At 46.3% G+C, this 25,310-nt stretch carries 19 protein-coding genes; 9 read left to right on the top strand and 10 right to left on the bottom strand.

Features of this window, described 5'->3' with window-relative positions; all coding sequences use genetic code 11:
• Window positions 1–130: 130 nt before the first annotated feature.
• On the top strand, window positions 131–763 hold the full coding sequence (locus QUB61_RS07710; protein WP_333125697.1) for a restriction endonuclease subunit R: 633 nt from the start codon (window positions 131–133) through the stop codon (window positions 761–763).
• On the opposite strand, the gene QUB61_RS07705 is transcribed toward QUB61_RS07710, so the two are convergent.
• Window positions 757–924 carry a hypothetical protein gene (locus QUB61_RS07705; protein ID WP_333125700.1) on the bottom strand — a complete coding sequence of 56 codons (168 nt, stop codon included), beginning with the start codon at window positions 922–924 and terminating at the stop codon, window positions 757–759. The two genes, QUB61_RS07710 and QUB61_RS07705, sit on opposite strands and share 7 nt — an antisense overlap.
• Window positions 918–6,071 carry a CHAT domain-containing protein gene (locus tag QUB61_RS07700; RefSeq protein WP_333125703.1) on the bottom strand — a complete coding sequence of 1,718 codons (5,154 nt, stop codon included), beginning with the start codon at window positions 6,069–6,071 and terminating at the stop codon, window positions 918–920. Before QUB61_RS07700 ends, QUB61_RS07705 begins: the two co-directional genes overlap by 7 nt.
• Before the next feature lie 205 nt (window positions 6,072–6,276).
• Here QUB61_RS07700 and coaE point away from each other — a divergent pair, with 205 nt between their 5' ends.
• Both coaE and patX read left to right on the top strand, forming a co-directional pair.
• Window positions 6,277–7,014 carry a dephospho-CoA kinase gene (gene coaE / locus QUB61_RS07695; RefSeq protein ID WP_333125706.1) on the top strand — a complete coding sequence of 246 codons (738 nt, stop codon included), beginning with the start codon at window positions 6,277–6,279 and terminating at the stop codon, window positions 7,012–7,014.
• A gap of 794 nt (window positions 7,015–7,808) precedes the next feature.
• Window positions 7,809–8,027, top strand: a complete 219-nt coding sequence (gene patX / locus QUB61_RS07690; protein ID WP_333125709.1) for a heterocyst-inhibiting protein PatX — start codon at window positions 7,809–7,811, stop codon at window positions 8,025–8,027.
• A gap of 319 nt (window positions 8,028–8,346) precedes the next feature.
• Here the strand turns inward: patX and QUB61_RS07685 are convergent, their stop codons facing one another.
• Window positions 8,347–9,753, bottom strand: a complete 1,407-nt coding sequence (locus QUB61_RS07685) for a TldD/PmbA family protein (RefSeq protein ID WP_333125818.1) — start codon at window positions 9,751–9,753, stop codon at window positions 8,347–8,349.
• A 271-nt stretch (window positions 9,754–10,024) separates the two neighbouring features.
• Between QUB61_RS07685 and QUB61_RS07680 the strand changes: the two genes are divergently transcribed.
• A complete protein-coding gene (locus QUB61_RS07680; RefSeq protein ID WP_333125711.1) occupies window positions 10,025–11,641 on the top strand; it encodes a HAMP domain-containing sensor histidine kinase in 1,617 nt (538 codons plus the stop codon).
• Between the two features lie 1,176 nt (window positions 11,642–12,817).
• Complete coding sequence (locus tag QUB61_RS07675; RefSeq protein ID WP_333125713.1) at window positions 12,818–14,020, top strand: glycosyltransferase family 4 protein; 1,203 nt, start codon at window positions 12,818–12,820, stop codon at window positions 14,018–14,020.
• A gap of 2 nt (window positions 14,021–14,022) precedes the next feature.
• Here the strand turns inward: QUB61_RS07675 and QUB61_RS07670 are convergent, their stop codons facing one another.
• From QUB61_RS07670 to QUB61_RS07650, 5 genes are all read right to left on the bottom strand, one after another.
• On the bottom strand, window positions 14,023–14,664 hold the full coding sequence (locus tag QUB61_RS07670; protein ID WP_333125715.1) for a histidine phosphatase family protein: 642 nt from the start codon (window positions 14,662–14,664) through the stop codon (window positions 14,023–14,025).
• 165 nt (window positions 14,665–14,829) lie between these two features.
• Window positions 14,830–15,519 (bottom strand): TylF/MycF/NovP-related O-methyltransferase, encoded by a 690-nt coding sequence (locus tag QUB61_RS07665; RefSeq protein WP_333125717.1) that lies wholly within the window; start codon window positions 15,517–15,519, stop codon window positions 14,830–14,832.
• Between the two features lie 140 nt (window positions 15,520–15,659).
• Window positions 15,660–16,343 (bottom strand): TylF/MycF/NovP-related O-methyltransferase, encoded by a 684-nt coding sequence (locus tag QUB61_RS07660; protein ID WP_333189890.1) that lies wholly within the window; start codon window positions 16,341–16,343, stop codon window positions 15,660–15,662.
• A 243-nt stretch (window positions 16,344–16,586) separates the two neighbouring features.
• Window positions 16,587–18,233 carry an alpha-amylase family glycosyl hydrolase gene (locus QUB61_RS07655; protein ID WP_333125721.1) on the bottom strand — a complete coding sequence of 549 codons (1,647 nt, stop codon included), beginning with the start codon at window positions 18,231–18,233 and terminating at the stop codon, window positions 16,587–16,589.
• Window positions 18,234–18,394: 161 nt separating this feature from the next.
• Entirely contained in the window at window positions 18,395–19,549 is a 1,155-nt protein-coding gene (locus QUB61_RS07650) for a transposase (RefSeq protein ID WP_333125724.1), read from the bottom strand.
• 54 nt (window positions 19,550–19,603) lie between these two features.
• Here QUB61_RS07650 and QUB61_RS07645 point away from each other — a divergent pair, with 54 nt between their 5' ends.
• The 4 genes from QUB61_RS07645 (at window position 19,604) to QUB61_RS07630 (ending at window position 22,939) form a co-directional block, all read left to right on the top strand.
• Window positions 19,604–19,750, top strand: coding sequence for a CopG family transcriptional regulator (locus tag QUB61_RS07645; protein WP_333125726.1), 147 nt, complete (start codon window positions 19,604–19,606; stop codon window positions 19,748–19,750).
• 513 nt (window positions 19,751–20,263) lie between these two features.
• Window positions 20,264–21,373: a DegT/DnrJ/EryC1/StrS family aminotransferase gene (locus QUB61_RS07640; protein WP_333125728.1), complete on the top strand. Its 1,110-nt coding sequence runs from the start codon at window positions 20,264–20,266 to the stop codon at window positions 21,371–21,373.
• A complete protein-coding gene (locus tag QUB61_RS07635; RefSeq protein WP_333125731.1) occupies window positions 21,366–22,337 on the top strand; it encodes a hypothetical protein in 972 nt (323 codons plus the stop codon). Before QUB61_RS07640 ends, QUB61_RS07635 begins: the two co-directional genes overlap by 8 nt.
• 62 nt (window positions 22,338–22,399) lie before the next feature.
• Entirely contained in the window at window positions 22,400–22,939 is a 540-nt protein-coding gene (locus tag QUB61_RS07630; protein WP_333125734.1) for a DUF1349 domain-containing protein, read from the top strand.
• A gap of 95 nt (window positions 22,940–23,034) precedes the next feature.
• On the opposite strand, the gene QUB61_RS07625 is transcribed toward QUB61_RS07630, so the two are convergent.
• Window positions 23,035–24,684 carry a glycosyltransferase family 39 protein gene (locus tag QUB61_RS07625; RefSeq protein WP_333125737.1) on the bottom strand — a complete coding sequence of 550 codons (1,650 nt, stop codon included), beginning with the start codon at window positions 24,682–24,684 and terminating at the stop codon, window positions 23,035–23,037.
• A 44-nt stretch (window positions 24,685–24,728) separates the two neighbouring features.
• Window positions 24,729–25,139: an ester cyclase gene (locus QUB61_RS07620; protein ID WP_333125740.1), complete on the bottom strand. Its 411-nt coding sequence runs from the start codon at window positions 25,137–25,139 to the stop codon at window positions 24,729–24,731.
• Window positions 25,140–25,310: the final 171 nt, after the last annotated feature.

The raw sequence follows: 25,310 nt of genomic DNA, 5'->3' as shown, positions 1-25,310 counted from the left end.
CCGAGCGAGTTGGGTCAGGACTCTGGGTCCTCGCTACGAACCAATTTTGTTATTATCGATCGACGGGACATCATATTAGCGGGAAATTTGATAAAATTATAAGTACCCATAAAATTAACAGGTTAGAATTATGGTTCAAACAATTCAAGCTAAAAATGTCACATTAGAAGAATTAAAAACACTTTTTGACCTGCAACTTGTCACAGACGACCAATTTTTCCGAGAATGGCAAGATGAGTTACCAGAAATTACCGACTTTCAAAAACGACAGCTAGATCAGATTAAAGCGGGTTACTTCAACTTGTTAGAGTATCCGCCGATGCTGGAAAAAACCATTAGTTTGTCAATTGTCTCTCCGCTGTTATTTGCAGGCGAGTTTTATCTGCATCCTTTCTACATTAAACCAGAAAAATCCGTCGAAATTTCCGAAGAAGATGAAGGGGTTATCATCAAAGGCAGCATCGACACTTTAGTTTTAAAAGAGCAGTTGTGGCTGATGGTAATAGAATCGAAACGAGTTTCGTTTTCGATCGAAGCGGGATTGGCGCAAATCTTAGCTTATATGCTGGCAAATCCCAACCCGGACAAACCTAGTTACGGCATGATTGCTACAGGCGGCAGTTTCATCTTTGTTAAATTAGTGAAAGGAGAAGCACCCCGATATAGCACATCTGATTTATTTGGAATTAGCAATCGCACCAATAATTTACATGATGTACTCCGCATCCTCAAACACTTGAGTCAAATAGCGATTAGTCAGTAGTTATTGGCCAAACAGGGCATTGGCCAAACAGGGCATTGGCCATTAATCTTCCTTCTTCCTTCTTCCTTCTTCCTGACAGCTACATCCGTTACATCCGTTACATCCGTTACATCCGTTACATAATCCGTTGCCGAACTTCCTTCTTCCTTCTGAATTACCACGGCGAACCGATCAATGTAAAAGCAGCCCAATAATAAGGATGCGACAAATTTCGATCGCCCCTGGCGGCCAACTCCGACGGTAAAGGCAGAGCTTGATTGTTGCCCGATCGCACCAAATAACCATCTTGCAACCGCACTTCTCCCCGCAACATCGCCAACTGCGCTTGCCGCAAAGCCTCAGCCTTAATCGGCGCTGTACGCAACTGCTGGTAAAACTCTGTCATCAGCCCCAAAGTACCGACATCGCTGACATACCACAAACTCGCCAAAGCCGATTTTACCCCCGCGTGTACCGCCAACCCCGCAAACCCCAACTCAGCTTGTTCGTCTCCCACCGCCGTAGTACAAGCACTCAAAACCAACAACTCCACCTGCGGGTTAGATAACTTCAACTCCTCCAACTGATTCAACCGCAACTTAGTATCCCAAAACTGAATGTAAGAATTTTGGGCCCCCCCAGGCTGAAAATCGCCGTGAGTAGCTAAATGAATAATTTTGTATTGCGGTTGATTGCGCTTACCCTTCAAATTTGCCAAAGTAAAAGCTTCATTGAGAAAAGACGAACCGGGCCAAATCTTGCCCACAATTGTCGATATTTCCAGCGGCACCGCAGGCAAAGGATTTTGATCGTATTTGGCAGGAAAATTCGACGCACCCATCGCTAAAACTTCAGCACCCTTAACATCGGCATAGCGAGTATCAGTTAAACTCAAACTCGGAATCAGCCCCAAACTGTACTTTTCTACCAAAAACTGCTTGCCGTCGTAAAGAGCAGCCAAAGGCAAAGTTCGCAAACCGGCATCCATCGAAAACACCAAGGTGTCAATGTTGTTAGCATCCAATTCCGGTTGCAGGGGTGCAATTAACCACTGGTAAAGTTCCTCGGCAGGTTCCTTGTAATCAGCATTCAATCTCCTGGGACTTCTGATAGCATTAGTGAATTCTTTAGCAACTTGCAGCACTCTCTCGCGGCTTGCAGGCACGCTTTTAAAAACATTTTTGCCGTCTGGCAATAACAACACAAGTTCTAAATGTTTGTCTTTCGCCCACACGTAAAGGATAGCGGGTTTAACCCCAGTCAGCCGATTGACGCTGCTGAGAGTATCTCGAATACTTTGCTGCGTGACAGACTTTTGACCGAGATTGCCGCCAAAGTAACGTTCAAATTCCCGACCCTGAGTTATATCCCTTTGCTGCACTGCGTCGATCGGATTTATTTGCGCCATCGAACTCGATCGAGAAATCTCAGGAACCCTCACATTCCCGATACTTTCTGCTGTTACCGCACTCGCAGGCTTCTGTGCAGTTGCCTGGAAGCTGGCGTTTTCTGTCGCCTCCGGCGCACCCAAATTGTCTTTTAACACCGACGGCGACAGCAGTACCGAGCCAGCCTCCATCTCCTTCGAGGGCGCCTCAACAGGCGCAGGAGCGGGTTCTGGCGAGACATTGGTCTTACTGCTCTTTGGCACCGACGCGGAGGCCGGGAGACTCACCTGAGTCACAATTTGTTGAGAATTGCCTGTAGTTTCCAGTGCCACGCTGCTAGTTGGTGCCGGACTCGGCACGATCGCCAGCGCCCCGATAGCAGTTGAGGAGGTGGCAGTGTTCGGATTCGAGTGAACCGTCCCAACAGTCGCCGCCGTGCAGGTTCCCGACGAGCAAGTGCTTTGCAGCAGCGTCTGTGAACCCGAGCGAGCCAGCCCGTCTGTAGAAATGCTGACCGAGGCGCCCGAAGCAGCCGTTCCTGTTCCCGGAGCCCGAAACGCTCCCCCAGCCTCGATTTCCACATCGCCGCCCGTATTGCCGCGAGCTTTGATCGAAACAACTTCAACATCTTTCTGCCCGGTAATCTTGCTCGAACCGGCACTTCCCGACTGCGAACTCGAATTGATCACCCCTGTAACGATCCGCCCCGGCGCCGCAATCGAAATATCTCCCCCGCTTCTGGAACCGAAAGCATCGATGTTGCCCGTTTGTACCGCACCGGCGCTGCGGATCTCGATCGGGCCCGCCGCCCCGGAAACCGATCGAGATGAAACCGTACCAGCAGTCACATTGCCTTGACTGCTAGTGATGTTAATCCCCGCTTTCGAGGTAACGTCCCCAACAGTCACACTACCGCCGATCAGATCGATCGTGGCGTTATCAGTTCCGACGATCGCACCCGTTCCCACGATCGCGCCGGTGCCATTGGGCGATTGAATCGTCGTCGGATCTTGAAATGTCACCGCCGCTGGCGTTGAATTCTGCGTTGAATTTGGCCCAAAAGAAGCAATCGAGATCGCACCGCTACCGTCAGAACGTCCGATCGCGATCGAAGCAAACCCATTCCGAAAAGTGTTCAATTCAGCAGCAGTCAAGTTCAGAGCTTCTGTATCGCTAGAACCTTGAATTATAATATTTTGACTTGGATCGGCCGGTTGCAGCACCAGATTGCCATTGCTGGCGATCGAATTTTTGTCACCCGTCAAGTCAATCTCGCTGCCAGTTAAAGTAATATTTCCCGGTGTTTTCGAGCCACTAGATTCGATCGCCCCCGCAGTAACTCGATTGCGCCCCGTCAGCGTCACATTCCCCGCGCGATCGCCCCGAGTGTCGATCGCACCCACAGTCACCGTGTCCTCTGCGGTAACGGTCACATCTCCCGCCGAATTGCGCATATCTTGGGAAGAATTGACATTCGTGTTGATAGTGCGGGTTCCAACAGTAAGTAGCTGACCAGTTGTGACATTGCCCGTTGTGCTGGCGAGGCGAATTTCCTCACCGTTGGTAGAAATATTGCCGATTCTGATATTGCCGTCAGCTTTAAGAGTTATTGAGGCATTGTCGGCCCCTGTCAAGGAACTTGTGGTAGTGATTGTTCCCAAACCCGCCGGCGATTGAATAATTAGCGAGTCATAAAATGTGAAATCGTTGGCAATCAGAATCGAACCCATACCGTTGCTGCGACCGATCGTAATTCCAGCAAACCCATTTTGCAAACTTCCGAGGTCGTTTGCCGTGAGATTCAAATAAATATTAGTGCCGACATCTCCAGAACCGCCGAGCGCAATATTTTGACCTGGACTCCAAGGTTGTAGTACCAAAAAGCCAGTGCCGCTGACTGAATTTTTATCGCCTTTAAAATTAATTTCATTACCAGTCAAAGTAATGTTTCCCGAACCCCCTGCGACGAAGCTCACTCCCAGAACATTCCCAGCCGTCACAGTTACATTTCCCGCCGCTTCCCGGCCGCTGGCATCAAGTTTTTGGGCCGTTACGTTCAGGCCTTCGAGCAAAATATTTCCGCTGCTGCCAGTGTTAGGATTGGATGAAGAAATATTGTTAGCAACGGTCGAACCCGGACTAATCAAGCTAATATTTCCGCCGTTGCTCGACAAATTGCCTGCCGTAATTTGGTTGCCCGAAATAGCGAGCGAGCCGCCAGCCGTGCTAATTGTATCGACCGCATTCATCGAAAAAACGCCCGCCCCACTGCGATCGGCATCTGCTCTCAATGTTACCGATCCAGTAGTTGCTTGAAAGCTCAACTGATTGTCCGCCAAATCAGCAATTGTAATATTATTGAGCGCTTCGAGAACCAGATTTGATGTAGCCGACATACTTTCCAAAGCTCTACCCGAAATTGTCAGCGAAGGCTCAGAATTGTTTAGCTGTCCTGGTGGCCTTCCTGTTGCCAAAATATTATTGTTGGCAATTATTGCCGCATCGCCCGTAGCTTCTGCAGAATCTGTAATTAAGATATTCTCTGGATCTAACAGCAAAGTCCCCAAACCGTTTGTCCCGTCCGTATCGACAGTACCGTTAAAAATCAATCTTTGCTTGCCCGAAACTTCTACAAACCCGCCAACACCTGCGGTGTCAGTTGCAGAAACGCCTTTGGCGCTGATGCTGCCCAAAAATACTGTCGTGTTGTCCGCCCAGACAAAAACTCTGCCGCCGTTGCCGGAGCCCGTTGCGTTGGCAGCGATCGAGCTTTTGCCATCCACGTAAGTCATTGTTGCATTCGGCACAGTTCCCTCGCCTCGGTAATCTCCCCCGATCCGCACCGTTCCCCCGCCGTCGGGCCCCGAAGCCTCAACCTTCGCGGACAATAGCCCTACCTTGTCCCCCAACACGTTCACGCTTCCTCCCGCGCCCCCCCTGGCAGACACGTCCGCAGCACCCGATACCAGCGCAGTTCCAGCACCTGCCGGCACTGTTGGCCCGCCCGCGAGCACGACTTCACCGCGATCGTTCGTAGTTATACCCGTAGCCTCAGCGGCACCAGGGCCCGATAGCAGCCGAGGTAAAGTCAGCGGAGAGAAGGGAAGAACTTGCGAACCCGACACTCCGCCTGCTGGAGAAACTTCTAAACTCAGCAAAAGTCCCTCTTGACTCAACTGCACCAGATTTTCCCCCGGAACAGCCGCCACAGTAATTTGACCGCCCGGGGCTGAAAGTTGCCCTGTACTGATGACCGTACCGCCGAGCAAAGTCAAATTTTGCTCCGTGCCGACAGCCAAGTTACCGGCATTGACAATACTCCCCGGCTGTGCGCCAAAAGCAAAAGCATTCGGCGCTCCGACTAGGGCCGGGTAGTCGTTCGCCCCTGTACCGTTGAACCAGCCGCTGTCAAAACCGATACCGCTAGCGGTGGTAGCCAAAAAAGACCCGGACACATCAAGTCGGGCATTCGTTCCAAAGATGATGCCTGCGGGATTCATCAGCAACAAGTTAGAATTGCCGCCACTAACTTGAATTAGACCGTTAATAAAGGAAGCGTCGCCCCCGACAACGCGGCCGAGGATATTTTTTATGGTTGGGTTGGAGATGAAATTGGCAGTTTCGCCAGAATTCAGACCGAATTGAGTAAAACTGTGGAATACATTTGCTCCGTCTCTTGAGGGTGTGCCGCCTGTAATGTCGTAGCGAGTGGGCGACCCTGTACCCGGGGCGGGAGTGATGACTGTGGTTCCCGTGCCGTCTGATGCTGGAATAATAATAGGCCCGGCCTCCGCAATTTGAGATTGGGGATAAATTGCCACAATCACCCATCCGCTGCTATTTTCTTTGAGGAAAACCAGGTTGGGGAAAAAATCTAATATCAAAAATCCAGCAAGGGGAATTGCTGCCAGAATCGATCGCACAGCACGTTGAGCATTCATAAGTTTGCCTCGGTCTAGACCTTGATTCGAGTGAAAAATTGAGATTTTGCGTAAAAAACAGTCGATCGCACCCCAATGCTCACACTTCCTAACGCCAACTCTCGATCGCAAATTTCAAATTTTCAGTCTAATTTTGATTGTGTGACCAACATAGCAAAGACTGACACTATGTGTCGAAACACAGGAAGTTTAAACAGAGAAAATTATGAGCGATCGAATTATCCGTCTGATCGGTTTAACTGGGGGCATCGCCACCGGTAAAACCGCGATATCTAATTATCTGGCAGATGCCTGTGGATTTCCGATTTTAGATGCCGATATTTACGCCCGCGAAGCTGTTCATCCAGGTTCGCCAATACTCGAGTCTATTGTAGAACGATACGGCGCTGGTCTTCTGCTCCCCGACGGCAATTTAAATCGGGCAGAGTTGGGAAATATTATTTTTTGTAACGCTCTCGAAAGGCAGTGGTTAGAACAACAGATTCACCCTTACGTCCGCCGCCGATTAGTTGAGGAAACTCAAAGCTGCATTGCTCGATTGAGTCCGGTATCCCAAGGCACACAGGATTTAGGTACAAAGACTCAAGAAACCGGGTTTTTTCACAATCATCCAAAGCTAGAACGAAGTATTGTTGAAAAAAAACCCGGTTTCTGCGCCAGGGCTGACACGTTGACTTTGGTTTTGGTAGTGCCGCTGCTGTTTGAAGCTAACATGACTGACTTGTGTACCGAAATTTGGGTGGTGTACTGTTCGCCCGGAGTGCAGTTAGAACGGCTGATGCAGCGAGACGGGCTGAGTTACGATCGAGCTAATGCCCGCATTAACGCCCAGTTATCGCTAGCTCAAAAGTGTCAACAAGCTGATGTTGTTTTGGACAACTCGTCAACCCTCGACTCGCTGTTCTTACAGGTAGATGCGCAAGTCAGTCGATTTGAGATTTGAGATTTGAGATTTGAGATTGACTCCGCGATATCGGTTTAAAAACCAGGTTTCTTTTTGTAGGGTGTGTCAGGCGCGACGATGAACTTATGTCACCAGTAGCGTGTCTTAAACCGTGGCTCGCGCACCGCTTGGACGAGCAAATATACGTTCACCTTTTATTCAAAAACACCCTATAGCAACCTTTCCGGATTGGTGAACGAGCTTTTTTTTAACGAACCGTTTTCGACTCGTCCTTCCGAGTGGCGCGTCAGCGCTCTTGTCACAAACCAAGAGAAGAAAAGACTAGAGAATAAAAGAGAAAAAGTCCACAATTCATTTAAAAATACAATAGCAACCATTTATAAAGTTAATGTAAAAAATTAGGCATTGCCCGCCTTAAGGAATCTCATTCACCAAGATATTTATATGTAGGGTGCTGATGGCGCGCCTGGGTACTCTCCTGTTTAGTCTTTAATCCCTGGGTTGCGGCTTCACATTCATAAATTATGAAGGTAATCATAAAAGTAGTAAAAATTTACAATTGGCAATTTTCGTTTCCTTGTTTGAAGAGTGTTTCAAGAAAATGCCAGCGGTTGAATTCTGCTGGTTGCCCGCAAGCAGCAGATAACTCGAGCTTACAAGCGAACAGGCGAGCTAAATGAGGGGTTTTATTCGCTTTTAACGAAAACTCAAAAAAATTGCCTATGCCATCAATTAGTAATTAATGGTTTCGCCGCAATTCATTTTTTTTTACCCGGATAGCAGAGTACAGGCTGCGTATCAAGAAGTGGAAAATACAAACACCAAATTTTATTATGCGCGTTTACTCTTCTCTCCTGATGTCAAGCCTGTTACTGAGCGCCACCGCAGTTAACGCTCAAAGCTTAGAAACTCGATCGACCTTTTTTGCTCAAGCCAACCTTGGTTCAGAATTTTTAACCGCTCTAGTTCACACTCAGAGCTTGTACGCAGATAACGATAAAGAGCAAGATAAAGATAAAGATACAGCGCCAGAACGAGGCAGCGGAAGATAAAGCCGAAAAAATCGATAGTTGTCTGTTGCGAATTAGGGAGAGGGTGAGAGAATGGCAGAATCGAAAATTGTGATAGGAGGAGAAAAGTTGAGGATTTCGATCCATTAATGGCGGACTTACGTACTGCGTACCAAAAAACCGATTTTTTAGCGGTATTGGACGACTCAACAAATAAATTTTGGCGATCGGGGTTTTTTCGCCAAGGGTCCTCAAGATATCAGATGCCACAAACGGGCGCTCCATGTTGCACTCAAAAAATAAAGGTAAAGCGCGAGTAGGAATCTGGCGCTTTACCTTTATTTTTTAAACTTTTGGAGCTTTAATCTTCTTCCGCAGCTTCACCGCCAACAACGACATTGCGAATCCGCAAACTGGGGCCGCCGCAGCCCACGGGCAAACCGCTTTGTCCTGCCTTGCCACAGCCGCCGGATTCATCCCAGTAGAAATCGTCGCCGATCGCCTCAATATCGGCTAAAGTGCTGAAAACATTACCCGAAAGAGTAACATCCCGCACCGGATTGTCTAGTTTTCCGTCGCGGATCATCCAAGCTTCGCCGGCACTGAAAGTAAACATTTCGCCGTTAGTCATGCCGCCTTGCCAATTGCGCGCATAAACTCCTTCTTTGATACCAGAAAATAGGTCAGCAACTGGCGTGTCACCCCGTTCGATCCAAGTATTCGTCATACGGACGATCGGCGGATAGTGATAATTCAAACAGCGAGCATTGCCAGTAGGCGTTTCTCCCAATTTGCCCGCAGTTTCCCGCGAGTGCAGCCGCCCGACTAAAGCGCCGTCTTTAATTAACTGAGTAGTAGTCGCGGGAGTACCTTCGTCGTCGTAGAAATAGCTGCCCCGGTGTCCCTCGGGCGCTGCACCGTCGAAAATTTGCAAGTTTTCTGGGCCGAACTGGCGGCCGAGGGTCATAATTTCCAAAATGTCGGGATTTTCGTAGGCCATGTCGGCTTCGGAAAGATGCCCGAAGGCTTCGTGGACGAACAATCCGGTCAGAATTGGGTCGATGACGACGGTGTAGCTGTTGCCTTGGACGGGGGGTAAGGCTAAGGAATCTACGGCGCGCTGGGCAGCGCTGCGAACTTGAACATCGAGCTCGGTTAAGTCTTCGTAGGCTTTGCGCGAACCGGTGGTTTCGCGGCCGGTTTGTACGGTTTCTCCGCTGCGGGCTGTGGCGGCAAAGCGCATTTCCATGTCTGCCCAACCTTGTTCGAGCATGGTGCCTTCGGAGGTGGCGAGGATGATGCGCTGGGTGCTGTCGCCGTAGCGCACGGAGATGGTGGCGATGCGGGGGTCAATGCTGCGGAGAATGGCCGCGTACCGATCGCACAATTGCTTTTTGTCAATTAGGGGAACCAGACGCGGGTCTGTTCCTGTCAGCGGCAGCAAGCAAATGTCTTGTACTGGGGTAACAGGTGCCAGGATCGTTTCTTCTTCGCCAATGAGTTTAGCCGCGGCGATGGCTTCTTCGATTCTTTCGGCGAGGGTGGAAAGTCGGTTAAAACTGGCAAAGCCCCAGCCGCCTTTGTGACAAGCTCGGACTTGACCACCAATAGAGACTCCTTCGCTGAGGGTTTCAATTTTTTCGCCTCGCAGCAGGATGTCGGTGCCTTCGGCTTCTTCGAGTCGAATTGCCAGATAATCTACTTGGTTGCGATAGCGTGCCATTAAGTCTGACAGCAGATTTTTCGAGTCGGCGATCGAGGTAGGCATAAGGAAAGCACGGTGTTTAACTGACTTCATTTTGCACTTTTGTCAGGGCGATCGTGTAAAATATCGCCCCAAGCGCGGAGATTGCGGCTTATTGGTACGGTTCTGCCAATATCGTTAGTTGACAAATGTGGCTATCCTGTGAGTTAGGAGGAAGGCGCCAGAAATTATGCGGGATTTTTTCATCTTGCTGGTGCTTGACTCCTAGCTCCTGAACTTTCCTATACATAAATACTTCATCCTTCATGCCTGTGAAGGTTGGTTTATAACTACTATGAATACTTACTTTTTACCGACAATAAGCGACATTTTAGCCTCCGAAGGCCAAGAAAATGACCTGAGTCTGTTTGATGCTAAGTTGGCCGGAGAAAACAACCGCCCGAGGTGTCCTGGCAGCCGTGGGGCTTCTCGGCTGAAAGCTGAACAGGAATGGTACGGGGCGATCGCAACTTTGAATCAAATGCTCGACCGGCAAAAACCCGGACAAAAAACAGATGCCGATCGAGCAAATTCCCGATCCACATTCCCCAATTCCTGTCAGGGATTGGTTTTGTCCGGCCCATCTTCCGTTTTGACTGACCCTGCTTTAGCCAACGGCTTTGCCAATTGGATTTTTACCAGTATTCCCGACAACGATGCAGCTTTGTGGTCTTTTCGTGCTAGACAAACTTTAGCTCTACTGCCGGCGGCCCAGGGGCAAACATCAGCGCCTGCGGCGGCCCCGGCTTTGGCTTTGGCGATCGGCGATCCTTTGGCGAACGAGCAGTTTTGTTTGGTTTTAACTGCTAGTTTTAGCCTGGTGATGGTTTTGGGTGAAAATTCTGCGGGAATTCCGGCTTTTCTATTTTCTTTCGACCCGCAAGTAGTCGCCAAAGCTTGGGAAGTTTTGCGGCGCCGGGTGACTGAAAGCGACTGTTTGCTTGCTCATTCTGACGGCGGCTTCAATTTGCCAGTTAACCAATTAACTAATAATTCTACTAAATTAGACGCGCTGTTCCAGCAGTTTTCGCCTGTGGCTCCAAACTATCAAACAGTGATGCAGTTCAGCCGCTTGCTGTTGCATAATTTGCCGCTCAAGATCGAGGAACCCGGTCGGGTGAAAGATGAAAGAATTGATGAGGGTTTGAACCAGAGACATCACAAGTTATCGGCTACAGATATCAACTGCAAATCTCCAATTCCTCTGGCTACTAAAGAGGTGGAATTGCTACAGGCGATCGCCCACGAAGTCCGCACACCTTTGGCTACCATTCGCACGCTGACTCGATTGTTGCTGAAACGTCCCAAACTAGATCCGGTGGTAGTCAAGCGTTTGGAAATGATTGATGCTGAGTGTACCGCTCAGATCGATCGCTTCGGTTTAATTTTCCGCGCCGTAGAATTGGAAATGTCGCAAGCTAAAAATTCTGGGGTGCAGCTAACAGCAATGTCTCTCGGTGAAGTGCTGCAAAATAGCATTCCCCGCTGGCAAAAACAGGCCGCTGTTCGCAACCACACTTTGGAAGTTATTGTGCCGAAAAAATTGCCTGCTGTAGTCAGCGATCCGACGATGTTGGATCAGGTTTTAACTAATTTGATTGAGAATTTTACTCGAACATTGCCCTCGGGGAGTCGCATTCAGGTGGAGGTGACATTGGCCGGCGATCAGTTAAAGTTGCAGTTGGAATCGGAACACCTACCTGAAGATAATGGCGGATCGGCTTGTGCAGCTAAGGCGAATGGTCCTTTGCGCTCGATCGGGCCTTTGTTGATGGTGCAGCCGGAGACCGGAAGTTTGAGTTTAAATTTGAGCGTCACTAAGAATTTATTTCGGGCGGCTGGCGGGAAGTTGGTAATTAGGCAGCGGCCCCAAAAGGGCGAGGTGATGACGGTATTTTTGCCCCTGCAATAGTTATTAATTATTGGCCAAATCTGTAGGGGCGGGTTTAACCAACCATCTATGTCAGAAACAAACAATATAATAAACCCGCCCCAGCCCAATGACAAATCCGAATTGATATTTTTTGAATGGGCTCGAACCTCATGTTAATCTGGGTTATTGGTTGGGTGGGGGCGGGTTTTTATAGATTGTTTGTGAGCCTCAAATATTGTTGGTAAAACCCGCCCCTACAGCACGGTCGCATTAATCAATTAAAATCTCGCTGAGGGGGGGGCGGGTTTTTATAGATTGTTTGTGAGCCTCAAATATTATTGGTAAAACCCGCCCCTACTTAATAATTGCCTCATCGACCCTTCACAAATCAAACATCGTATCGGCTTGATATAACTTTCCCCAAATAAACTGCCGCAAAAACGACCGTTTTTGCAACACCCCATCCAACCAGAAACAGGCTTAACGCCACCACAAAATGTTACAAAACTTATCTCAAAATCTGTGTCTCAAAAACGTACACTGATAGTTGTTGGACTTTGGATAAGAATGAAACTAAAAAAGGATGAACGCGAAGTAAGAAGGGATAATTACGGTTTCAATAACGATACAGGTCATCATCCCAAAATTAATTATGCCAATAATTATAACCGAGACTGAATTCCAAAAGTTCCGAGGTGAGTTGCACAGCCAGTTCAAAAAACGAGCAGACAGGACAATGGACTTGTTGGATGCGCTGTGTAGCAATAATCATGCGCCAAGTGTAGCCAATTTAAGCCTCAATCCCTTGTTTAGGGGGAAGTACAGTAGGGAATCTACACATCTCTAAGCTTGATTCGCAGCAGCACAAAGATTGGATCGCTTCTATCTGTACCTCAAGAGAGGGAGTCGATCCCAAATCCTCCTGGAACCCTTCAATTATTCTACCTGAATACCCGGCAGATATTCTTTTACTATTTCCCAAGATGCCGAAAATATATTTCTTTTAAACAACAATGTCGATTTCAATGGAAATTTAACTTCACATTGTGCATCTTTTGGTAAAATTCAGTATAACTAGATTGTCCCGTGACTGAACGGCTTCCGTAGATTGCAAGAGGAAGACTTTGGCTAGATATCGCTCCTATTTCCGCCTGAGTTCGCTAGAGAATCCCAATATACCTAATCCCCTATACAAAGACTACCAGTTCCACAGTTATGACCAGAGCCGAGCAGAGAATTAAAATTACCTATATCTTCACGCACCATATTCGTTGGGTTCCCTTTGAATTGGTCGCCAAATGTATCGATAAGAGTAAATTCGCAATTGACTATATCATTCTTAATGAAGGCGATCCTATGATCTCCTTTTTAAGCCAGATTGATGTTCCTTGCACTGTTGCTTCCTATCAGGATTATAGCAATACCCCAGAGATCGTCAAATTTATCTATGAACACTTGATAAAAAATCAGACCGATATTGTTCAAACTCATTGGTTCGCGGGAAGCTTAGCTGGAATGCAAGCTGCTTATTACGCCCATGTTCCAGTACGAATCTTCTCTAGAGAACATCCTTCAATTAAATACTACTCGCGTCATGCTCCAAGCAAGCATCGCTTGATATGGGAATGTGCCACCAATATTATTGGTGCTACCAACTCATGCAAGCAAGGGATGATAGAAGACGGCATCCCCGAGCATAAAATCAAAGTTATACCGCTGGGATTTGATATCAGTGAATTTGAGAATGTAGAGACTTCGCGTATTGAGCAATTGCGCTCTAAGTATCTAGCAAATCATCACGGCCCTGTTATTGGTGTAGCTGCGAGGTATGTCAGATGGAAAGGAGTTGAATACGTCATTGAAGCACACAAGAAGGTTCTCGAAGTTTATCCCAATGCAATCTTAGTTCTTTCAGGGACACATACAAATCGTCCCAACCTGGAAAAGCAAATTCTTAATGCGCGTAAAGAAGACATCGTTGCGCCTCAATACCAGGATATTATCAGCATCACAGACAAGCTCTCGCAATTACCCGAGCATAGCTATGTTGAAATCCCATTTGAAGACGATCTTTTTGCTCTGTTCAAATTGTTTGATGTTTTTGTCCATGTGCCTACGGATCCTTTTCAAGAGACCTTCGGCCTGGTCTATGTAGAAGCAATGCTTTCTAGAGTTCCATCTGTGATTACGCTTGCAGGTTGTGCTCTGGATCGTGCTGTACACAAAAAGAATGCCTGGGTTGTTGATTACAAGAACAGCGATCAAATTGCCCAGGGGATATTAGCACTCTTAAGCAATTCGTGCCTTAGAGAAACGATCGTTAACAACGCTTTTCTCTGTGCCCAACGATACGACATAAAGAATCAGATCCAACAACTTGAGGAGTTTTACATCCGCGAGCTTCAAAACCGATTATAAAGTCAAACAAGACTAATGCTGGTGTTTTTGAGGGTTTCCATATTTTCGAGATGACTCAGATCGTTCCAGACAACAAGGCTCCATTGCTCACCAACATACTCAAAAGTACAGAAGTTCCCATGATCTACCTTAAAGGGACAAGTATTTCCTGTGGGAAGGCCAAGCACTTCTTGAAAAAAAACCGTCAAGACAGTACCATGAGTGACCACCACAACATTGTCCTCTAAATGTAGTTTGGCGATCGCAGTAAGAACACGAAAACTTCTTTGTCTAAGTTGCCTTAAACTTTCTCCTTCAGGGATGGTATATTCAAAGCAAATCCGTTCGTAATCTTGGCGCTCCTTGGGAAACTTTTCGTGCATTTCCGAAACTGTCAATCCTTGAAAGACTCCCATATTCCATTCTCGTAATTCTGAGTCAAAAATAACTTTCTTTCCACAGATTGAAGCAATGATATTGGCTGTTTGAGCAGCACGACCCAGGTCACTGCTGTATAAAGTGGTGAATGAAAGACGCCGTAAGCGATCGGCAATGGCATAGGCTTGCCAGATTCCTTTGGGTGTCAAAGGACTATCTAGTTGCCCTATTGCCCTGTTCTGTAAATTCCACTCGGTTTCTCCATGACGTATAATAATAAGTTTCATTGTTTGTTATCCTTTGAATGCAGTTTTAAATGATTATTTACAAATAATGGTTTAATATTGTGTTGAACACTAAAAGCCTTTTTTAACGCTCCTAAGTCTGGTATATCGATGACTAAGGTTTATATTGTAGCAAGTTGGTTTTGATTATTTTCTTGAGACATCAGTCTAAATCTTGATTCCAAGGCGCACTTCCTTATCAATGCGTTTCAGCATTGGTGCTGGCACCTGGCTAAAGTATTCATCAGTGGCTTTGCGCGATCCAGCCCAAGCACCATAGTCATCAATAATCAGCACACCTCCTGTCGATAGCCGAGGGTAGAAATGCTGCAATTCAGCGGCTGTGGATTCATACCAGTCGGTATCTAGACGCAGCACAGAGATAGTTTCGGGCTTACTCGTTTTCGATGTCTCAACAACATCGCCTTGAACAAAATGAATCTCAAACTCAAAATTATGGACGGAGAAAGTAGCTTGAACCTCTTCCAATAAAGCGTAGCACCAGCCAATGTCGTCCGCATATTTCTCCATCATTTCAAAGCCGGTATTTCCACGTTTGTCCACATCAAATTCGGTGGGGGCTGGCATACCCTGAAACGTGTCATACAGATATAGCTTACGATCGCTGACTTTTCGCGCCTTCATAATCAAGGCTGCAAGTAAAGAGCTTCCTCCTCTCCAAACTCCGCACTCCACAAGATCGCCAGGTATCTCGCGATCGAGGACATAGTTCACCGATGTGTAAAGTGCAAAGAGTGCTTCTTTACTGGTCATTGTGTAAGGCAAGACTTGCTCAAATAGAGCCATGAAGACCGGATCTTTGTCAATATCTGGTGTGACCCGATCTTTTATGGTCATTTGATGCTTTGTGGAGAAAACGATCGTGCGCTCAATACTCATGACAATAAGGAGGAGTGGGAATAGTTTGGCAGGATGATGGGGGCTGCAAAGCTTTTAGAGTTCACTAAATCCCCAGGATTTAGTGGGAAATCATCAGTCTAGATCTTAATCCCAAGGCGCACTTCCTTATCAATACGTGTCAGCATTGGCCCAGGCACCTCACGGAAGTAGTCATCCGTCGCTTTGCGCGATCCAGCCCAACAACCATAGTCATCAACGATCAGAACGCCCCCTGTCGAGAGCCGAGGGTAGAGCAGCTGAAACTCAACGGCTGTGGATTCATACCAATCGGTATCTAGACGCAGAACAGAGATGGTTTCTGGCTTAATTCTTTCCAATGTCTCAATGACATCTCCTTGAACAAAATGAATCTCAAAATCAAAATTATGGACCCAGAAAGCTGCTTGAACATCTTCCAATGAAGCGTAACACCAACCAGTGTCGTCCCCATATTGCTCCATCATTTCAAAGCCGGTACGTCCATATTTGTCCACATCAAATTCAGTGGGGGTTGGCATACCCTGAAATGTGTCGTACAGATATAGCTGGCGATCGCTAACGTTTCGCGCTTTCATAATCAAGGCAGCAAGTAAAGCACTTCCTCCTCTCCAAACTCCGCACTCCAGAATATCACCGGGGATCTCGCGATCGAGTACATAGTTCACCGATGTATAAAGCGCAAAGAGTGCCTCTACGCTGGTCATTGTGTAGGGTTTTACCTGCTCAAATAAATCCATGAACACCGAATCTTTGCCAATATCTGGCGTGACCTGATCTTTCATGGTCACTTGATGCTTTGTGGAGAAAACGATCGTGCGCTCAGTATTCATGATCACAAGGAGGAGTGGGGATAGTTTAGGTGGATGGGAGCTGCAAAGCTTTGATGATTATACATTAGCAATACATTAATATAGCCTTTCTCAGTAACATGTTCCGACGTGCATAGGCCTCCGTGGCCTCCGTGGCCTCCGTGGCCTCCGTGGCCTCCGTGGGCATACCTCACCACGCGATCGAACCGCTATAGATCATCTTTTCTCCTCGGTATGAGGTGATTGCGATTGGTGGCTGCGCTGGACGATCAGACCTTCATTTCCTCGTAGCTCAAGGGTGTGTCCCAGTTGCCCTCCCTGGCGATCCATGAATGTAGAGAGGAGAACTTTTGACTGGTTGCGAAACTCGATCGGTAATGTCCATTCCCGGTATTCAGAACTGAAGTTCAAGGCCACAAGGAGATCCGATTCCTCGTCAAAGCGTCGATAGCAGAAAAGCTGTGAAGGTGAGTATAAAGAAATGTAGTCACCAAGCTGCAGTGCCGGTTGTTGCCGACGCAAGCGCAACAGTGCGCGGGTCAGTGAGAGACATGACCGAGAGTCATGCTTCTGTGCCTTGACATTGATATTGCTGTAGTCATGAGTGATGGGTAACCAGGGCTGGACTGATTCTGAACAGAAGCCCGCATTAGCAGAGCCATCCCAGAGCATCGGTGTGCGCTCAGGATCGCGTCCAACCCCAATACCGGGAGATTTTTTTTCCCAAGGATCTTGGATATGCTCGGAGGGAATCCAGCCGTCCTCCATTCCCAGTTCTTCACCGTAGTAGATCGTTGGTGTACCGCGAAGGGTGAGCAATAACATCATGCCGATTTTGGCTTGAGAAATCCCAATTCTGCTGGCGACGCGATGCTTGTCATGATTGCCCAATGTCCAATTGGGCCATGCACCTTCGGGCAGCAGTCTCTCGTAACGAGAGACAACTTCTCGGACGGACTCTGCGTTCCACTGACATGACATCAATTCCGAATTGAGCGGTAAATGAAGTTCGTCATTTAGTCCATAGTGCTTGACAATTTCTTCTAGTGACTTATACAGTTCACCAATCAAAAGACGATCGTCATACCCATCTACAAGCGTCCGCAGTATGCGATTGAAATCGTGAATTTCCGGTATATTCTTACTGAAGACTTCAAACAGGCGATCCGATGGTTCCATGCCGGGATGCCAGTCGGGATTCACCGGATTATCTCGAAACTGCAAATCCTTGAAGGCGCGATAGGCGGCATCAACTCGAATTCCATCCACGCCTCGCTGCAACCAAAAATGTAGTACATCCAACATCGCCTGTTTAGCATCGGGGTTGCGCCAATTTATATCTGGCTGCTCCTTGAGAAACGAGTGTAGATAGTATTGCTCTGTTAGATCGTCCCATTCCCAGCCAGAAAGCCCATCAAAACGTCCTAGCCAATTATTGGGAGGACTACCGTCTGGCTTTGGATCTTTCCAAATGTACCAGTCTCGCTTGGGATGAGAACGCGAACTGCGGGATTCAATAAACCACTGATGCCGATCGGAACTATGCGCGGCAACAAAGTCAATCAAGACCTTGAGATTGCGATCGTGCAAATGTCCTATCAAGCTATCTATATCTGAAAGGGTTCCAAAGACAGGGTCAATATTTGTATGGTCGCTAACATCATAACCAAAATCGGCCATGGGAGAGGGATAGTATGGTGTCACCCAGATGGCATCTATCCCAAGCCATTCTAAATAATCCAGTCGCTGGATAATGCCAGGGATATCACCGATGCCATCTCCGTTCGAGTCCTGAAAGCTGCGTAGATAAGTCTGATAAATAACAGCAGACTTCCACCAAGGAGAATGAGACTTTACGGTCATTGGTAATTAGAATCAATAAAAAGAGGAAGATTTCGTCGCTCGGGAATTGGTATAGTACCTAAACCACCACGCTCCCGGCGTATCGTGAAAAGACTTGCCAGGATGGATGGATGCTACTTTGACATACTCACCGCTCTAAAGAGACGGTGATTCTTGACACTTCACTGACTGACGCGACCGTTGCTAGTCTTACTCTGTCTCTGCGTCCGTTTAGAGTCGTGGCAATGCCCTATCCCGACTTTGTTTATATTTTTGGCCGCGTTCTCGTCTCGATCGTGTTCTGTTCCACAATTCAAGCATTTAACCGTCCGAACCTTTAGATCGAGTTTTCCCCACCTATAGCCACACTCAGAACACACTTGGCTGGTTGGTTCCCATGGGCTTATAACGTGAAAATCTCTTCCTAATTTTTCCGATTTTCCTTCACACAAAATTCTAAACTGTCTCCAACCTTGCAAGCCGATCGCTCTTGACAGTTTGCGGTTTTTAACCATACCTGAGACGTTTAAATCTTCTAAGACGATAGTTTGGTTTTCACTAAGGACTTTAGTTGATAGCTTGTGCAGAAAGTCTTGACGGGTATCTGCGATTCGATTGTGTAGCTTAGCAATTTGTAGTCGAGTTTTATTTCTGCGTTTTGAGTCTTTTTGTTGCCGTGCTAGCTTCTTTTGAAGTTTGCGAACTTTCTTGTCTAACCTTGAATAATCAGGACTTTCAACTTGGTCGCCATTGCTCATCACAGCAAAAGTCTTAATACCCAAATCAATCCCGATGCTTGGGTTTTTAGCTTCAACATTGACAGGTTCAATATCTACTACAAAAGTTAGGAAATATCTATCTGCACAGTCTTTAATTACTGTTACAGAGCTAGGTGCTGATGGCAAGTCTCTAGACCAAATTGGTTTAACATTGCCAATTTTTGCTAAATAAACCTCTTTCCCTTTAAGGGAAAATCCACCAATCCTAAACCTTGCTGCCTGTCGATTAACTTTTTTTTTGAACTTCGGACTGCCTACTTTTTTCCCATTTCTCTTCCCTTTGAGTGAGTCGAAAAAATTCTTGTAGGCAATACCTAGATCGGCGACAGACTGCTGTAATGGAATGTTAGAGACTTCGGACAGCCATTGACGCTCTAAGGTTTTCTTTGCTTGGGTAATGACTAACTTTTGCAACTCATTACTACTTGGCAACTTCTCAGATTGCTTGCAAATAGCTAGCGCATCATTCCAGACTACCCGACAGCAGCCAAACAACTGAGCTAAACTCTGTTGCTGTTGATTAGTTGGGTAAAATCTGTACTGATATCTAGCTTTCATTTGCTTACCTCCTTTATCTATTATACTAGATGTATTGCCATTTGACCGGACAAAATGAAAACAAAAAGAATTGATATTCGGATGACTGAGTATGAATTTAGACAGTTAGAAAAGGAGGCAGAACGCAGAGGAATGACTCGAACGGAATTGATTGGAAGCATAGTTGCTAGGCTGCCAGAGTTAAATATAAAGCCGTCCTAAAAGGACGGGGCTTGTACCCAAGTTTTCGGTCAGTGTGGAACGGCTGATGAGATAATAGCATAATCCCTAGTATGTCACTTCGATCGTAAAAAAAGGCTTTCGCCTTGCGGGTTCGGGATTTTAGCCATTCTCAATAATTTATTCTTCGCCAGGCGAAAGCCTTACAAACGAATAGTCCGGACAAAATCTTGGGGGGTTTTAGGGGCCCAAAGCCAGAGCCTTCATAACTGCAACCATTTTAATCAAAGTCTGCTCAGGAGCTAACAAGCAAATAAATCGGCGAATACTAGGATTACCGCCCTGTAAGGCTTACGGCTTCGTAGGACCAACATTTGGGAGTACATATCAACCATTAGTTCCAAAAAAACATCTACCGAAAGTGACAAAAGAGGGATTATGATTGCCTAAATGATTTAGCGTAGATCCCTTCTCGCATATCCCTGTTTCATCCTTTAAGGAAGTAGGACTGAGAAGATTTACTTCAAAAAATATACTCTCAAGAGAGACAAGTGTATGATCCCTCAAATTCAACCTTGGATTGACGATAGTGAATGGCAAGAAGTTAAGCGGGTGATGGAATCAACCTACTTAACCGAGAATCAGGTGACAGAGGAGTTTGAAGCTGGCATTAAAGCTTTAACGGGGGCAAAGCACGCAATTGCTGTTTGCAACGGTACTGCTGCCTTATACTGCATTCTCAAGGCTTTGAATATTGGTCATGGAGATGAGGTGATTGTTCCCAACCTGACCTTTGTTGCTTCCTCGAATGCGGTGATTATGGCAGGGGCTAAGCCCGTCTTTTGCCCAGTTAGACCAGATACCCTGTGCATTGATGTAGAAGCAGCCGCAGCGCTGGTCAATGACAGGACCAAAGGGATTATGCCTGTCCATTTGTACGGTCAAAGTGCAGATATGGATGCGGTACTCGCCTTTGCTAAGCGCTTTGAGTTGAAGGTGATTGAAGATGCAGCACAGGCGATTGGAGTGGAGTTTAACGATCGTCATGTCGGCTATTACGGAGACGCAGGTGCCATTTCCTTCTATGGCAACAAAACGATTACCTGTGGTGAAGGTGGGATTATTCTCACCGACTGTGATATTATTGCCCAGACTTGCCGTCGGCTTAAGAATCATGGGCGATCGCGTCGCGGCACCTTTGTCCACGAACATATTGGCTTTAATTTTTCCATGACAGAAATGCAGGCAGCCATTGGTGTTGCCCAGCTCAGAAAGCTACCTGCAATTATTAAGCGCAAACAGCAAATTTATGAAGCTTACATCGCTGGTTTAGCAGATGTGCCCGAGTTGAAGCCGATCTTTATGGACCCGCGGTGTAAGCCCGTCCACTGGTTTACCTCTTTCTTTGCGGAAAACAGGGCTGAACTGGCTGACTATTTAGCAAATCGGGGAATTCAAACCCGACTATTTTTCTGTCCGCTTCATCTTCAACCTTGCTATCAAGACTGGATCGATCCCAGCATGAGCTATCCCGTCAGTACATCTGCTTATGAGCGAGGAATTTCTTTGCCATCATCTTATAGTTTGACTGATGAAGAACTAGATTTTATCATCGGCGAAATTCACCAGTTTTATCAGCTTTGCGAGCGATTGGAAAGTGCTTGAATCTCCCCTCTCCCAAACCTCCGAATATCTTGCCTGCCGTGAGGAGGTAATTGCGGCTATAGCAGATTTGCCCCAGGGTAAAGCCTTATCTGAGGCGCTCATTGCAGGTCGCGACTTTCTTCACTGGATCCATCCCGATGAGGTTGCAGGCGTAACCAGAATTAAGGTGCGGGAGGGGCACGGTCCTCAAAATCTCAATGATGAGCCGCTTGACACGCAGTTCCATGCTTATTTGGAAGCGGTGATTAATCCCCAGATTCGTCTTGGTCTACTCGCAGATGGCACTAAACCCAGCAGCTATGACGATCGCAAAGTCCGCTGGTCTGGGGTTGGAGTGGCTGGATTCTGGTCTCTGTGTCAAGACACGCTCACCCTGGAAGTTGGGCCCACTAGCTACCCGCGCTGTCGTCTGGATTTGACTCGTCCTTCGTTGGAATCGCTAAAGCTGATGATGCGCGGACTGACAACTTACCAAGATCCCTACGCCTATTTTGCTAGGGGAATTGGGGTTGCGGTGGTTCCTCTGACGGAGGATGGTAATGTCTACATTGGTAAGCGATCGACTTCATTGGATTACACAGGCGTTCTCAATTTTGTGGCGGGTTGGGCTACATTTTCTCCTAGAGTTCAAGACATCAATTTTTATCAAGATGCTCAACGGGAATTGTGGGAAGAAGTGAATGTTGCCATGACCTTAAATGACACGAATACTCGGTTTATTGGCATCTCTGGCAACCCGCTCACGGGGGAAGTTGATTTGGTCTTTGTGGTGCAAACAGAAATGCCCGATCGCCATTTTCTATCTGGTCAGTGGGACGAGCATTCTTGTTTGGTTGGCATTTGCAGTAAAGCTGAAGCTGAAGTTCTGCTGGAACATGGACTGTTACCCGGAGAGCAAGAACCTTGCGCTCTGATGTTTTCCTCTCGCTTGGGCTTAGAATACTTAGTTCAACACCATTGGTGAACGGTAGATAGAAAACACCTGACACCGCTGGCCATCAAATATTTTGAACAGGATGAAACTCTATGCAATGGCTCAATGAACCCTCCCAATGGACTGACTCAGGCGATCGCTTGACTGTCAAAACTTCTCCCAAAACAGATTTCTGGCGAATTACCCATTATGGGTTTATTCGTGACACCGGACATTTTTACTTTGATTCCATCAGCACTGATTTTGTTGTGGATGTCAAAATACGCGGCAATTACAAGGATCTCTACGACCAGGCCGGCCTCATGCTGCGTGTCGATGAAAAGCATTGGATCAAGACAGGCATTGAATATGTTGATGGCGTACAAAATCTGAGTGCTGTCGTTACCCATGACTATTCAGATTGGTCAATCATTCCCTTGCCGAATCCCCCTGATGTTTTACACTTGCGCGTTGAACGCTCTAAAGAAGCTATCCAAATTTTCTACTTAAATGAAGCTTCTAACTATGCAATGCTCAGAATGACGTATTTACCCTATGAAACGCTTCAAGTAGGGGTTATGTGTGCCTCCCCAGACGGAGATGGATTCGAGGTGACGTTTGAGGATTATCAGGTCACTGCTAGAGCGTCATAATCTTCCTTTTACTTCTATAATTTCACTCCCCTGATGTTCTTGACACATTTAACTTACTTCTCCAAGTTCAAAAACATTTTCTATTCTTTCTGTTTCTATTCTTTCTGAATTTTTTCGACTTGCCACAGTTCTGTGAGTGGCTCGTCAATTAACCTAACTGAATAGGTTTTATTTTCCTTAAATCGAGCAAGCAAGTTTTGGCTATGCGTCATATCAGAATCAAACAAAAAGATATTGCCGATTTCTTGGGGAAGCCGTGGCAGGCGGTCATCTTGCACAATTAGTAAATTGATGTTTGAATTGAGAAGATGGTTTAAGATTAGCAAGCTTCCGATATTATAAATGTGGTTGCTACTTAATAATAAAGAATTCTCAAATTTATTGATGTATCTAGCCGTTGCCATAGAATACTGATTACCGATTTGTAGCCACCAAGTATCAGCTTTAAAGAGCATTACATCTGATCCTAGTCCAGCCAACAGAAATCCAACCATTAAACATTGCCAGATTTTTTTCTGCCAGTGCTTCTCCGAGAATATATAGACAGCTAAAACGTAAGCAACAGCAATTTGAATGCTGAGGTATAAAGGCAACTGATACCGAAAAACAGTGGAGCGAATTCCTCCCAAAATCAGATCTGGTAACAGCAAGCAGACAGATGGGACTACCCCTAAAAGAATTAGAAAAAAACTAAATTTAGTAAACCTTTCTTTGCCCAAAAAATACAAAATATAAAATATTAAAATTGCAGAAAATATTCCAGCTATTATATTGTAATTTACATGACCTATTTCCCAAAAAGATTTATTCACTAAAGGGGTATAACTACTATAGTTAAAGTCAAAAAATATTCGAGCAATTTGAGTCAGTAAAATGACAATTAAATCGAATGGATTATCTAATTTGTAGAAGGATAAATGAGACGTTAGTTGTTTGGCTGTGCTGATATGAGCGATAAATACAAATATCCAAGGAAGAAAAATAAATAGCCCAACTGTAGTTCCGAACAGATAATTGGCAAGAGTTTTGTTAAAGCGAAAGCGTTGTTGAGAAGCCACGTAAATGCCATGAGCTATTGCTACTAAAGCAGTAAATAAATGAGTATACAGTCCCACAGCTAGGGTCAAGCCATATATTGCCCAGTTCAAGAAAGTTTCCCGTCGGAGAGTCCTCAACAAGGCAGCACTGCATACTAGAATTGTTACCATCCACAAACCGTACTGGCGTGCATCTTGAGCTAAGAAAATCTGCAAGGGAGAAACAGCCATTAGAGCGATCGCCACCCATCCCACAGCTTTTGACTCGAATAACTCTAAACACAGCCAATACACGCTGGGAAATATCAATAGACTCATCGCCGCTGAGAAACTCCTCACCCCAGCTGTTGAATCCCCAAATACTTGCGCCCACAATCTCACCATCGTATAGTACAAGGGAGGATGCTGTGGGTCTGAGGTCATTAGATAGCGAACAGTATTACTGACGCCTCGGTCTGCGTTAATGTGTTGATATCTATCCAAGGCCGCCACAGGAACTACGCCCTCATTAAGAACTTCTTGTTGTACTTCAGTGACAGTATGACCAGAAATCGCTAGGAGGGTAAAAGCTTCATCGTACCAGATCGCCTTTCGATCCAAATGGGCAAAGCGAAAGAAGATCCCTACCCCAATTAGGAAAATTACTAATACTTTTAACCAAATTGGGGGATCTTGCTTAGCTATGGGAGTTTGTTTTTCTAAATTCATTCTCAAGCTTCCGAATCAAATGTATTACACACATAGAATTACGGCTAAAACTTCTCAGAAGCCCGAATCTGGCTTACAATTGCCGAAAGGGGCCAATATCCCCAAGATTCCGTAATCTTCTGGTTCTCAATCTTGAAGATCTCTAACGCCTCAAATTCTACTTTCACTCTACTGGAAGCCATACCAACAAACTCACCTAGGTGCGTACCTGTAAAGTGACCTCGAAATACAACTTTGTCATTTTCCTCAATCAGATCGTCAATCACCACTTTGATATCTGGAAAGGCTTTGTGAGTTGCCTTCAATATCTCAATCGCATCCTCGACGCTTCGCACTTGAGGTAGCCCACGATCTATATAATTCGGCGCAATATATTTGTACGCCGCTTCGTAATCTTGATTGTTATAGATTTCAAAAAACTGTCTAACCACTTCCTTATTAGTCAGGCTATCCATAGAAGCTCATTTCTATCTTGACGAGTAAATCATACACGAACGCTATTACATTGTAAACTTGTCTAAGTAGGTAGGCGGTGTAAAAAGCAACTATGTAAACGATTGTAAAGTCTCCTTAGCCCTAAGCGTGGCTGACAGAGGAATATTTACATACTGTTACATGGTTCAGTT

The organism is Microcoleus sp. C2D2 (assembly GCF_036702495.1).
In the GTDB taxonomy this organism is placed as follows: Bacteria; Cyanobacteriota; Cyanobacteriia; order Cyanobacteriales; family Microcoleaceae; genus Microcoleus.
Note: the sequence above shows the minus strand (reverse complement) of the source record. Positions and strands in the feature narration are given on the sequence as shown.